Genomic DNA, 12,715 nt, shown 5'->3' on the forward strand with positions numbered 1-12,715 from the left:
TAAAGGTTATGGAAAATATACTGTATAACATTAGCCAGGTTTTGGGGATAACCATTATCCACTCGTTATGGCAGGGGTTGCTAATCTATTTTTTGCTTAGGGTAGTATTGCTGGTTGCAGGCAAGTTACCATCATCTACAAAATATATGCTGGCAATGGGAAGCTTAATGGTTATAACAGGTTGGTTTGCCTATACGCTGGTACACCAGATACAGGTATACGATTGGCTGGCAAAGCCTGCTAACCTGGCCAACATGCCTATAATACTGGAACTGCCTGCCAATATACGCCAGTTTAATGAGCAAACCATACGTTACTACTACAGTATAGAAGAGTACCTGCCCTATGTAACCGCGTTATATGTTGCCGGGTTGTTTTTGAACCTGGTAAGAATAGTGCTGGCCCATAAAAAAATACGCAGTATAAAGCGCACCATGAGTATTGGTGTGCAGCTGCAGCAGCAAATAGGCAGCCTTGCTAAAAAGCTTGATATCGGCAAGAAAGTGAAGGTTGGCTTTAGCAAAATGGTTGATGTGCCCTGTATTGTAGGGTATATTAAACCGGTTATATTATTGCCGTTAACCTTGTCTACCTACCTGGGTGCCGAAGAAATTGAAGCCATATTACTGCACGAACTGGCTCATATTAAACGTAACGATTATGTGCTTAATCTGCTGCAGCAAGTTATAACCACGTTGTTATTTTTTAATCCGTGCGTGTTACTCATCAATAAAATAATAGGCGAAGAACGCGAGAACAGCTGCGACGATATGGTTGTAAACGCTACTCAAAACCCTGTTATATATGCGAAAGCTTTATTCAAGTTAGAGCAAAACCGCCAAAACGAGTTACAGTTAGCGCTGGCTGTAACAGGCAAAAAGTACCATTTATTAAACCGAATCGAAAGAATCATGAAAACAAAAAAACAAACCCCAAGCGTAAGGCCAACATTAGTGGCCATGCTTATATTAACCATAAGTATTGGCAGTTTAGCCATCCTTAACCCCCGGATAGCAGAAGGGAAAATATCCTTAAAGGCCATAAACCCGGCTATAACAAAATTATTGGCGACAGATACCGTACCTGCAAAAAAGGCAGTAAAGGCACAGGCAAAAGCGGTTAAGGCCACAGCCAAGGCAAATGTTAAAGCCAGCGCGGCACTAAAAGCTAAATTTAAGACCGAAAAGGATGCAAAAAGCTTTAACTACGGTTACCGTTACAACTACAACGGATTAAACGATCCCGAATTGGAACGTTTAAGCAAAGAGGTTGAAAAACACGCTGATGCCGTAGGCAGATATTATGATAGCCCGGAGTTTAAAGCCCAGAGCGATCAGATGAGTAAGCTGGGCGACGAAGTAAGCGCATTTTACGATAGCGATAAAATTAAGCAGGCAACTGCTGCCCAGGAAAAGGCCGCCGCCGAGTTTGACAAATTGTATGCCGGCAAAGAGGTGGGTACCGAACAGATGAGCAAACAGATGGAGGTGTTAGGTAAGCAAATGGAGCAGTACTTTAACTCGCCCGAGTTTAAAACCATGAACGACAAACTGATGAAACAGTACGGCATCAGCCAACGCGACTACCATACCGATAAGGACGAGAATTACAAAAAATACCAGGCCGAACTGGATAAGACCCTATCGCCCGAAATAAAACAGGCAACCAAGCAAATGCGCGACCTGGGCCAACAAATGCGCGCCCGCTTTGATAACCCCGACGTGCGTAAAGCGCGAGAGCAAATGCGTGCCGCCGGTGCGGATATGCGCGAGGCATTTAATAACCCTGATATTAAACTGAAACAGGAAGAAATGCGCAGGCTGGGCGAAAAGATGCGTGGCTATACCGGTAATGCCAGTGTTAAACAGGAGCAAAAGCTGCTGCGAGAAGCGTCTGAGAAACTAAGGGCTTATACGCAAACGCCTGAGTTTAAAAAGAAGTTAGCAGAGTATCGCAAAGCGCACCCGGAAGAAATGTCGTACTGGAAGAGCGAGGATAACGATAACGACAATAATAATAAACAACAACAATACAGATAGCCGGACCGAGAAAGCCGAAAAAGAGAAAGCAGAAAAAGCCGAGAACAAGTAAGATCAGGCGAATAGTTGATCGGGGAGTGTTGGATAGTTTAGAACTACTCACCGATCAACTTAATCAACCATTCACCAATACAAATCCTATTAAAATTAGTAATTTAGTATCCTCAAAAACGGGGATACTTTTTTTATGCTTCAAAAGCTAACCATACACAATTACGCGCTGATAGATAACCTCGAGATCAATTTTGATAAGGGGTTAAATATCCTTACCGGCGAAACCGGGGCGGGTAAATCTATCATTTTAGGTGCCTTGTCGCTTATTTTAGGACAGCGTGCCGAGAGCCGGTACTTTTTTAATCAGCAGAAAAAATGCGTAATAGAGGGTTCTTTCAGAATAGCCGAATTTCAGCTGAATATTTTTTTTGAGGATAACGACCTGGATTATGAGGGCGAAACGGTTTTGCGCCGGGAAATATCTGCCGACGGTAAATCGCGCGCGTTTGTAAACGACACCCCGGTAAATCTTACCACCCTGAAACAACTTGGTGAAAAGCTGATAGATATACACTCGCAGCATGCCACTTACGAAATAAACGACCCCGAATTTCAACTGCTGGTAGTTGATGGCGTTGCCGGCCACCACGATTTGCTGAGCAGCTATCAAACTAAATACCGTGCGTATAAAAGATCGCTTAAGCAGCTTGATGAACTGATAGCCCAAAACGATAAAGCGAAGGCCGATCTGGATTACTACCAGTTTCAGTTTGACGAGCTGGAAAAGGCAGCAATTGCCGCTGATGAGCAGGAGGGGCTTGAAAGGGAGCTGGCCATACTAACTAATGCTGAGGAAATAAAGCGTAACCTGTTAGGCGCGCATTACCTGATGCACGAGGGCGAAACATCTGCTATTATACAACTGCGGGAAGCAGGACAACAGCTATCAACCATCGAAAAGTATAACTCCGAGGTAGAAGAGCTGCATGAGCGGCTTAAAAGTACGCTGATAGAACTAAAGGATATTGCCGGCGAACTGGAAAACATAGAACAGCGAACCTTTACCAACGAGGCCCGGGCCGAAGAAGTAAACACACGCTTAAGCATGTTGTACAACCTGCAGAAAAAACACCGAGTTGCAACTAACGCCGACCTGCTGCAGATACAGAACGACCTTAGCGACAAGATCCAACAGGCTGTGTTTGGCGACGAAGCAGTAGAGAAGCTGCAAAAGCAGATCGCAGCAAATAAACAAGAGTTGGAAGAAATAGCGAAAGAGCTATCGGCCAACCGTTCCAAAGCTATCCCGGTTATACAGGATAAAGTTTTGGCCGGCCTTACCGAAATGGGAATGCCAAATGCTGTATTAGAGATAGAGCAAAACGCAGCCCCCCACCCCCCTAAAGGGGGAGTTAGTACGGGCAATCCCCCTTCAGGGGGGCTGGGGGCCAACGGCATCGATACTATCCGCTTTATGTTTTCGGCAAATAAGGGGCATGCCCTGGCGGATATGAGCAAGGTAGCATCGGGCGGGGAACTGAGCAGGCTGATGCTGAGTATCAAATCTATCATAGCCGAATACACCGCCCTGCCAACCATCATTTTTGATGAGATAGATACGGGCGTAAGCGGCGAGGTGGCCAACAAAGTAGGGCAGGTGATGGAGCGCCTGGCGCAAAACCTGCAGGTAATAACCATAACCCATCTGCCGCAAATTGCGGGCAAGGGTAAAAGCCATTATTTTGTTTATAAGGATGATTCGTCAACGGTAACAAAAACGTGCATCAAAAAGCTGGAGGATAACGAACGGGTACTGGAAATTGCCAAAATGCTGAGCGGCGATAACCCCGGCGAAAGCGCCCTGCAAAATGCGAAGGAGTTGCTGAGTTTTTAAAATTTACGAATTACGATTTTAGATTTACGATTGAGTGCCTCGAATGCCGATTTGCAACTCAATCTAAAATCGTAAATCTAAAATCGTAAATAAAACATAACTTTACCCACTTATAAAACTAAAAACAATGGCTTACAATTTATTAAAAGGTAAAAAAGGAATTATTTTTGGTGCCCTTAACGAGCAATCCATCGCCTGGAAAGTGGCTCAGCGCTGCCACGAAGAAGGTGCCGAAATAGTTTTAACCAACTCGCCGCTGGCCTTGCGCATGGGCGAACTGAATAAACTTGCAGAGGAATGTAATGCCCCTGTTATCCCGGCGGATGTAACCAGTAATGAGGATGTAACCAACCTGTTTACCAAAAGCATGGAGCATTTTGGCGGCGGCGTTGATTTTGTTTTACACTCGATAGGTATGAGTGTAAACGTGCGCAAAGGCATTGCCTACACCGATAATAACTACGAATTTACCCACAAGGGGCTTGATATATCGGCGTTGAGTTTTCACCGCGTGCTGCAAACAGCCATGAAACTGGATGCTATAAATGAGTGGGGATCGGTTGTAGCACTAACTTACATTGCCGCGCAGCGTGTATTCCCTGATTATAATGATATGGCCGATAATAAAGCTTACCTGGAAAGCATTGCACGTAATTTTGGCTACCAGTACGGTGTTAAAAAACATGTACGTATCAATACCGTATCGCAGTCGCCAACACGCACCACGGCAGGCAGTGGTGTAAAGGGCTTTGATGGCTTTATCAACTATGCCGAAAAGATGAGCCCGCTGGGGAATGCCGATGCTAACCAGTGCGCCGATTACTGCGTAAGCTTATTTAGCGACTTAACAAAAATGGTTACCATGCAAAACCTTTTCCATGATGGTGGCTTCTCGTTCACCGGCGTTACTGCTGCTGTGATAGAGCAGATGGAAAAATAATAACAACCAGTATGTTCGGGCTGACAAAATGCGAGTTGTCATGGTGAACCTATCGAACCATTAAATACTGGCTGATTCTTCGACAAACTCAGACTAATAAAAACAAAAGGCCCCGATAATTATCGGGGCCTTTTGTTTTTCAGTTAGATCTGCAGAATTACTGCTGCGAATCTATCAGTACGATTTTTACAAATATCCGGTCGGTATCATTTGGTGCACCAGAACCGCTCGACCTTTGTTTGTAAAGGGTTACGTGCCCCGGGTTGTGGGTAAAGCTGAAGGCTTCGCCGTCAAAAGTTTCGGGGATCTGCTCCCACGGTGCATCGTGAGTGTTGTTATCATAAGAGATATACACCAATACAGCGCCACTCTCGTTGTAATCATTATCAAGCTGGGGAACATTCAGGTCTACCGATAAGGTATTCGCATCAAAGTCCGACCAATCTGAAGCGTTTACAGTTTTAACAACGGTAAAATTGTTGCTGGGGCCAATAACGGTTTCTTTTTTGCACGAAGCAGCAGTCAGTAAAATAACCGACACGCATAGGATAGATAGTAGTTTTTTCATGTGATAATTATTTGTTTGATCATAAAACCGGCTATGAACCCTATCATAACGTTTTTATAATGTGTTTATATATAGAAGACGCTATATTTTGAAAAAGGTTTAAATAACTAACTAATTAGTTTTACATTTATTTTTAATGAAGAGGTTTTTGGCAATGCTTTTTTTTATCCCGTTTGCCTGCTATGCGCAGGTAAGTATAACGGGTAAGCTGGTTAACGCTACAGATAAAAGTGATGTAGCCGATGCCAGTGTATTTTTAAGCAACGCAACCATAGGCAATAAGTCCGCCGCCGATGGCTCTTTTGTATTGCGCGGCGTTAGGCCGGGCCAGTACGAACTGGTCATAACCGTTGTTGGTTATGAAACCTATCGCCGTGAGGTGCTGGTTGCCAGCGACAACATCAGTTTACCTGATATAGGGTTAACCCCTAAAATAACAAGTTTGGCAGAAGTAAATATTACGCCCGACCCCGCGTGGGAGCGGAACTACGATGTATTTAAAGAAGAGTTCCTGGGCACCTCTGCTATGGCCCTGCGGTGTACAATACTTAACCCCGAAACCATTGACCTGGAGTGGGACAAAAACGCGCTGCAGCTAACAGGGTCGTCATCCGGTTTTGTGGAGATAGATAACAAGGCTTTGGGCTACCATATTAAATATCTTTTATCGCGGTTTATAAAAGACTCGAAGATCAGCCTGGTATATTACGAGGGCTCGGCGTTATTTGAAGAAATGAAGGGTACGGCCAGGGAAAAAGAGCGCTGGGAAAAGAACCGACAACTGGCTTACGAGGGCTCGTCTATGCAGTTTTTACGCGCCGCGATAGGTAATAATATAACGGGTTATGGCTTTGAAGTTTTAAGGCTGATCAGAAAACCTAACCCCGACGCCAAAGGTTTTAACGACAAATACATCCAAACGTTGGTAAATGTCCCGCTAACCCCGGCTGATTTTACGGTTCGCACTGATAAGAAAAGCCTGTTCGCGTTGAAGTTTACCGACTGCCTGTATATTATGTATACCAAAAAGCGCGAGGATGACCGATACAACAGCACTTACCGGTTGCTGCATATGCCAAATTACTTAACAACTATAGCATCCTTTACCGGGCCTTACGCGTTATTTGATACAAATGGAGTAATACTAAACCCCTCTGCAATAACTTTTGAGGGCAATTGGGGCAAAAGCCGTGTTGCAGAAATGTTACCTGTTGATTATACACCCAAGGAGAAGTAATGGTATATTAGTTTTCAGCTTATCTATGAAACACTTTTTATTCGTTTTATTGCTGTTTCCTGCCGTGTGTTTTTCCCAGGTTAATATCAGGGGAAGGGTTGTTGACGCTGCCGATGGTAAACCTATACCTGATGCCAGCGTGTTTTTAAATAATGCAACTATCGGCACAAAATCTGGCGATGACGGAAGATTTGCGCTGAACAGGCTAAGCGCCGGCCAATACGATCTGATAGTAAGGGTGATAGGTTACGAAACTTATCGCCAAACCATTATGGTAAATGGTGATGTCAATCTCCCGGATATTAAATTACTGCAGAAAACCATGGTGATGAACGAAGTGGTTATTGCCGGTAAAGACCGTAAGCGCGCGCGAAAGATCAGGATGTTTAAGGAGCAGTTCTTAGGCAGGTCGGCTTTTGCAAGGCAATGCACTATATTGAATCCGGAAGAGCTGATTCTGGTTTTTGGCAAGCACGAAGACGTGCTCACCGTTCACACCAACAACTTTTTAGAGATTGATAACGATGCACTTGGCTATAAGCTAAAATACCTGGTTAACAACTTTGTTTTAGACCGGCTTACCCTGAACGTAAGTTATGAAGGCGACGTATTATTTGAAGAAAAACAAGGCACGGCCGAGCAAAAGGGAAAATGGGAAAAAAACCGCCGGCGTACTTACTTTGGTTCGCCAACGCACTTCTTAAGGCAGGTGCTCGCCGATAAGGCCGACGCCAATTACATGGTGCGAAGCTTTTGCATAAAAAAAATAGATAACGGAAAAGTTTTATACGATACTTTGGCGCCGGTGAAATACGTACACAAAACAGACCGCAGGGGCGTGTTCGCGTTGAGTTACCCCAGTGGTATTGATATTTTTTACTATGGCCCCGGGGTAGCGCATTCGCTCCACTATGCAAACGGAACAGAAAAAGGTAACCGCGGCCAGGTGGCGGGCATTCAGTTTATTGATGAATATCTATATTTTGATACGCGCGGTACCATTCTTAACCCTACCGGGGCGCTGTTTAATTACCAGTGGGGAAAAAGCCGGGTAGCCGAATTGCTACCGTCTGATTATTGGCCGGTTGATTGATCTTTAGTATTTTTAAGTTTATGAAACACCTCCTTATCATACTTTTTTTATTGCCCCTTACTTGCCTCGCGCAATTTAAAATAAGCGGCCGTGTGATAAACGCTGCCGATGGCAAACCCATACCCGATGCCAGTGTGTTCATCAATAATACATCGGTTGGGGCTAAGGCAGGCAGCGACGGTTCATTTACTTTGCGGAACCTAAACCCCGGCCAGTATAACCTGATAGTTAGCGCTATAGGTTACGAGCGCTTTAGCAAGACCATATCTGTAGAAAGGGACATAACAATGGATGATATTAAACTGCTTCCTAAATTAATGATGATGAACGAAGTAGTTATAGCCGGTAAAGACCCGTACCGTGCCCGCAAGTTAGCTATGTTTAAGGAGCAGTTTTTGGGCAGGGCGCTTTTTTGGCGTCAGTGCACTATCGTTAATCCTGATATTTTGAAGCTAACGTTCAGCGACCATCAAAAAATTCTTACTGCAAGTACCAACGATTTTTTAGAAATCGAAAACAATGCCCTTGGCTACAAATTAAAGTATCTAATTAATAATTTCAGGTTAGATAAAAAGGCGTTCAATGTGGTTTATGAAGGTTATGTGTTGTTTGAAGAAAAAGAAGGGCCAGCAGAAGAAAAGGTACGATGGGAAAAGAATCGACGTAAGGTTTATTATGGGTCGCCAACGCATTATTTGCGCACGGTATTGGCCGGCAAGGTAGACTCTGATTATATGGTGAGGCCTTTTTGCATAGATCATATTGATACCATAGCACAACGGGGAAGTCACTTAGATCCAGTTACGGGTGAATACCCCACCTTTTATATTATGTTGAGGTATGATACACTAAAAACCAAAAGCTATGTGCACCGAACAGACAAACACGGAATATATGCAATTAGTTACCCCAAAGACCTGGATGTGTTTTATTATAAACCGGGGGTAAAACACCTTAGGACGAACGAGGGACAAGAGTATGGAAACCGTGGACAAATAGGCAGCATCGATTTTATTGATAATAATCTGCTTTTTGATCTCAACGGCACCATCTTAAACCCTACTGGGGCCTCTTTCAGATATAATTGGGCGGTAACACGCGTTGCCGAACTATTGCCTATTGATTACCGGCCACCCCTCAGGGATATTGACCCGGCCAAAAACCATTAATTTGAATGAGATATAAATAAAACGCTTTCAAAGTTTATGAAGTACTTATTCATCTTACTGTTATTATTCCCTGTTACTTGCCTCGCGCAATTTAAAATAAGTGGCCGTGTTATAAACGCAACCGATGGTAAGCCCGTACCGGATGCGAGCGTGTTTTTAAATAACGAAACCATCGGCACAAAGTCGGCAGGCGACGGAACCTTTATTTTGAGCAATTTAAATACCGGCCAGCATGATCTGACGGTAAGCGTGATAGGGTATGAAGTGTATCACCAAACGCTGATGGTAAAAACTGACCTGGTATTGCCCGACATAAAGCTTTTACCAAAAACAACCATGCTGGGTGAAGTAAAGATAGAGCTTGACCCCAGGCGCGAAAAAAAGCTAAAGGAGTTTACACAGCAATTTCTGGGATCATCAGGCTATGCACGGCAGTGCGAAATAGTAAATCCTGATGTTTTAACACTAAAGTACAACAGGGACGGCAATGTGCTTACCGGTAGTTCTGATGATTTTTTGGAAATCAATAATAACGCTTTGGGATATAAGTTAAAATACCTGATAACCCGTTTTGTGGTGGATAGGAACGAAAATAAACTTATATATGAAGGAGCTGTACTGTTTGAGGAACTGGATGGCAATGATAACCAGGTTAAACAATGGAAAAGCAACCGAATGAAGGTTTACTACGGTTCGCCAACGCACTTTTTGCGCGAAATACTGGCCGACCGGGTAGACAGCGGTTACTCGGTAGAAACCAAGAAGATCATTAGCAGTTACGTAACCGTAAAGGGGTTTACCGGCAACAAGAGCACCTCGCGCACTGCTTTGCAGCCCGCAGATTATGTACACCGTACCGATACTGCCGGCATATTTGCCCTGGGTTACAATACCCCCCTCGAAGTATATTACAAACCCCGCAAAGCCAGGGGCAAGGCAGCAAACACGCACCCGCAGTATGCAACAATTGGCTTTATAGACCCATACCTTTATTTTGACGGCAACGGTACAATTTTAAACCCAATGGGTGTAGTATTTAACTATGCCTGGGGAAACAGCAGGGTAGCGCAGCTATTGCCAATAGATTACTGGCCAAATGAAAATTAAATGCCAGGCACACAAAAAAGCCCGCTTGCATAACAAGCGGGCTTTTATTATTAAGAGCAATTACTTCTGTTCTTCCTCTTCTTTTGGTTTGGCGTCGTCGTTCTTTTTGTCGATAACCTTTATTTCGTTGGTTTCCTTGTCGTAATCAACCATCAGGGTATCGCCTTCGGTAAGTTCGCCTTTCAGTATCTCTTCGGCAATCGGGTCTTCCAGGTATTTCTGGATGGCGCGTTTAAGCGGCCTTGCACCAAACTGCGAATCGTAACCCTTTTCGGCGATGAACTCCTTGGCAGCTTCGGTTAGCTCTATTTTGTAACCAAGGCTGTTCACCCTGCCAAACAGGAAGCCCAGCTCGATATCGATGATCTTGAAGATCTCGTCTTTACCTAATGAGTTGAACACGATAACATCATCAATACGGTTCAAAAACTCGGGGGCGAAAGCACGTTTTAAAGCGTTCTCTATCACACCGCGCGAATGCGAATCGGCCTGAATAGCTTTCGCGCTGGTAGTAAAACCTACGCCCTGGCCAAAATCCTTCAGCTGGCGTGCGCCGATGTTGGATGTCATGATGATGATGGTGTTCCTGAAATCAACCTTGCGGCCCAGCGAGTCGGTCAGCTGGCCTTCATCCAATACTTGCAGCAGGATGTTGAACACATCCGGGTGTGCCTTTTCTATCTCATCCAGCAATACAACGGCGTATGGTTTGCGGCGTACTTTTTCGGTAAGCTGCCCGCCTTCTTCGTAACCAACATAGCCCGGAGGCGCACCCACCAACCGCGATACCGCGAATTTTTCCATGTACTCGCTCATATCAATTTGTATCAGCGCGTCTTCGGTATCAAACATAAAGCGTGCAAGCTCTTTGGCCAGTTCGGTTTTACCCACGCCGGTAGGGCCCAGGAATATGAACGAGCCTATAGGTTTTTTAGGGTCTTTAAGGCCGGCACGTGTGCGCTGTATAGCGCGGGTAAGCTTTTTAATAGCATCGTCCTGGCCAATAATTTTACTTCCAATGGTTTCGCTCATGGCCAACAGCTTGGTACTGTCGGCCTGGCCAACACGCTGTACCGGTATGCCGGTCATCATGCTCACTACCTCGGCAACATTATCTTCAGTTACGGTGTAACGTTTAGACTTTGTTTCGGCTTCCCACAGCGATTTGGCCTGTTCAAGCTCTTCAAGTAAATGTTTTTCAGTATCCCGCAGTTTTGCAGCTTCCTCGTACTTCTGGCTGCGTACAACTTTGTTCTTTTCTATTTTTATCTGTTCTATCTTTGCCTCGATATCCAGAATTTCCTGTGGAACATGGATATTGGTCAAATGCACACGCGAACCCGATTCATCCAAAGCGTCGATAGCCTTATCCGGTAAAAACCTGTCGGTAATGTAACGGGTGGTTAAAGCCACGCAGGCATTAATAGCTTCTTCGGTGTAAGTTACACCGTGGTGCTCCTCGTATTTTTCTTTAATACGGTTAAGTATCTCAACAGTTTCGTCGGGGGTGGCCGGTTCAACCATCACCTTTTGGAAACGTCGGTCCAAAGCGCCGTCTTTCTCAATGTACTGGCGGTACTCATCCAAAGTGGTTGCGCCGATGCATTGTATCTCTCCACGCGCCAGGGCGGGCTTAAACATATTCGAGGCATCAAGCGAGCCCGATGCGCCGCCTGCGCCAACTATAGTATGTATCTCATCGATAAATAAAATTACATCCGGCGATTTTTCAAGTTCGTTCATCACGGCCTTCATGCGCTCCTCAAACTGGCCGCGGTATTTTGTACCTGCCACAAGCGATGCAAGGTCAAGCGTAACCACGCGTTTGTTAAACAATACACGCGATACCTTGCGCTGTACAATGCGCAGGGCAAGGCCTTCGGCAATGGCGCTTTTACCAACGCCCGGCTCGCCTATCAGGATAGGGTTGTTCTTTTTGCGGCGCGATAATATCTGCGATACGCGTTCAATTTCTTTTTCGCGGCCCACAATGGGGTCAAGCTTGCCTTCTTCGGCAGCTTTTGTCAGGTCGCGGCCAAAATTGTCCAGCACCGGTGTTTTCGATTTGATATCCGAAACCTTTTTAGGCTGGGTGAACGAGTCGTCTTCCTTAAAATCGTCGTCGCCGCCTGTTGATGATCCTGGCATCTCGTCCGTAACATCGTTTTTGTTGGCTTCCACTTCGCTTTTAAACACTTCGTAGTTTACATTAAACTGCATCAGTATCTGCGAGGCAATGTTGTCCTCGTCGCGCAGGATAGACAGCAGCAGGTGCTCGGTGCCTATCACATCGCTTTTAAAGATCTTAGCTTCAAGGTATGTTATTTTCAAAACCTTTTCGGCTTGTTTGGTTAACGGGATACTGCCTATATGTACATTGGTGCCAATGGTTCCTTTTACAGCATCCTCAACAGCACGGCGTAATTTAGCGGTATCAACGGTTAGCCCTTTTAATAATTTGATTGCCACACCATCACCATCGCGGATGAGGCCAAGTAAAAGGTGCTCTGTACCAATATAATCATGCCCAAGGCGTAACGCCTCTTCCCTGCTATACTGTATCACATCTTTAACCCGTGGCGAAAATTTAGCTTCCATATATACCTTTCTGATTATGATCGTCCTAATCTATAAATTTGTTTTTACCTGTCAAGACGATTGTTATAACATTTAT

General features: G+C 44.8%; 9 protein-coding genes. 7 read left to right on the plus strand and 2 right to left on the minus strand.

Annotation, left to right across the window (positions count from 1 at the left end):
- Nucleotides 1–8: 8 nt before the first annotated feature.
- The 3 genes from GWR56_RS08975 to GWR56_RS08985 all read left to right on the plus strand — a co-directional run bounded on the left by GWR56_RS08975 (nucleotide 9) and on the right by GWR56_RS08985 (nucleotide 4,867).
- Complete coding sequence (locus GWR56_RS08975; RefSeq protein WP_162430777.1) at nucleotides 9–2,039, plus strand: M56 family metallopeptidase; 2,031 nt, start codon at nucleotides 9–11, stop codon at nucleotides 2,037–2,039.
- A gap of 187 nt (nucleotides 2,040–2,226) precedes the next feature.
- Complete coding sequence (gene recN / locus GWR56_RS08980) at nucleotides 2,227–3,927, plus strand: DNA repair protein RecN (RefSeq protein WP_162430778.1); 1,701 nt, start codon at nucleotides 2,227–2,229, stop codon at nucleotides 3,925–3,927.
- A 127-nt stretch (nucleotides 3,928–4,054) separates the two neighbouring features.
- Nucleotides 4,055–4,867 (plus strand): enoyl-ACP reductase, encoded by an 813-nt coding sequence (locus GWR56_RS08985; protein ID WP_129876133.1) that lies wholly within the window; start codon nucleotides 4,055–4,057, stop codon nucleotides 4,865–4,867.
- 157 nt (nucleotides 4,868–5,024) lie between these two features.
- Here GWR56_RS08985 and GWR56_RS08990 read toward each other — a convergent pair whose 3' ends face one another.
- Entirely contained in the window at nucleotides 5,025–5,435 is a 411-nt protein-coding gene (locus tag GWR56_RS08990; RefSeq protein WP_162430779.1) for a hypothetical protein, read from the minus strand.
- Between the two features lie 136 nt (nucleotides 5,436–5,571).
- On the opposite strand from GWR56_RS08990, the gene GWR56_RS08995 reads away from it, so the two are divergent.
- The 4 genes from GWR56_RS08995 to GWR56_RS09010 are packed head-to-tail and all read left to right on the plus strand — an operon-like array spanning nucleotide 5,572 to nucleotide 10,041.
- Nucleotides 5,572–6,672 (plus strand): carboxypeptidase-like regulatory domain-containing protein, encoded by a 1,101-nt coding sequence (locus GWR56_RS08995; RefSeq protein WP_162430780.1) that lies wholly within the window; start codon nucleotides 5,572–5,574, stop codon nucleotides 6,670–6,672.
- A 25-nt stretch (nucleotides 6,673–6,697) separates the two neighbouring features.
- Nucleotides 6,698–7,765, plus strand: a complete 1,068-nt coding sequence (locus GWR56_RS09000; protein WP_162430781.1) for a carboxypeptidase-like regulatory domain-containing protein — start codon at nucleotides 6,698–6,700, stop codon at nucleotides 7,763–7,765.
- Nucleotides 7,766–7,785: 20 nt separating this feature from the next.
- A complete protein-coding gene (locus GWR56_RS09005) occupies nucleotides 7,786–8,934 on the plus strand; it encodes a carboxypeptidase-like regulatory domain-containing protein (RefSeq protein WP_162430782.1) in 1,149 nt (382 codons plus the stop codon).
- A gap of 36 nt (nucleotides 8,935–8,970) precedes the next feature.
- Nucleotides 8,971–10,041 carry a carboxypeptidase-like regulatory domain-containing protein gene (locus GWR56_RS09010; protein ID WP_162430783.1) on the plus strand — a complete coding sequence of 357 codons (1,071 nt, stop codon included), beginning with the start codon at nucleotides 8,971–8,973 and terminating at the stop codon, nucleotides 10,039–10,041.
- A 60-nt stretch (nucleotides 10,042–10,101) separates the two neighbouring features.
- On the opposite strand, the gene GWR56_RS09015 is transcribed toward GWR56_RS09010, so the two are convergent.
- Nucleotides 10,102–12,639, minus strand: coding sequence for an ATP-dependent Clp protease ATP-binding subunit (locus GWR56_RS09015; RefSeq protein WP_162430784.1), 2,538 nt, complete (start codon nucleotides 12,637–12,639; stop codon nucleotides 10,102–10,104).
- Nucleotides 12,640–12,715: the final 76 nt, after the last annotated feature.

Source organism: Mucilaginibacter sp. 14171R-50, assembly GCF_010093045.1.
Classification (GTDB): Bacteria; Bacteroidota; Bacteroidia; order Sphingobacteriales; family Sphingobacteriaceae; genus Mucilaginibacter.

What these genes read in the sequence shown, in the direction of transcription:
- GWR56_RS08975 (WP_162430777.1), top strand. Translation starts at nt 9, where the DNA reads ATGGAAAATATACTGTATAACATTAGCCAGGTTTTGGGGATAACCATT.
- recN (WP_162430778.1), top strand. Translation starts at nt 2,227, where the DNA reads ATGCTTCAAAAGCTAACCATACACAATTACGCGCTGATAGATAACCTC.
- GWR56_RS08985 (WP_129876133.1), top strand. Translation starts at nt 4,055, where the DNA reads ATGGCTTACAATTTATTAAAAGGTAAAAAAGGAATTATTTTTGGTGCC.
- GWR56_RS08990 (WP_162430779.1), bottom strand. Translation starts at nt 5,435, where the DNA reads ATGAAAAAACTACTATCTATCCTATGCGTGTCGGTTATTTTACTGACT.
- GWR56_RS08995 (WP_162430780.1), top strand. Translation starts at nt 5,572, where the DNA reads ATGAAGAGGTTTTTGGCAATGCTTTTTTTTATCCCGTTTGCCTGCTAT.
- GWR56_RS09000 (WP_162430781.1), top strand. Translation starts at nt 6,698, where the DNA reads ATGAAACACTTTTTATTCGTTTTATTGCTGTTTCCTGCCGTGTGTTTT.
- GWR56_RS09005 (WP_162430782.1), top strand. Translation starts at nt 7,786, where the DNA reads ATGAAACACCTCCTTATCATACTTTTTTTATTGCCCCTTACTTGCCTC.
- GWR56_RS09010 (WP_162430783.1), top strand. Translation starts at nt 8,971, where the DNA reads ATGAAGTACTTATTCATCTTACTGTTATTATTCCCTGTTACTTGCCTC.
- GWR56_RS09015 (WP_162430784.1), bottom strand. Translation starts at nt 12,639, where the DNA reads ATGGAAGCTAAATTTTCGCCACGGGTTAAAGATGTGATACAGTATAGC.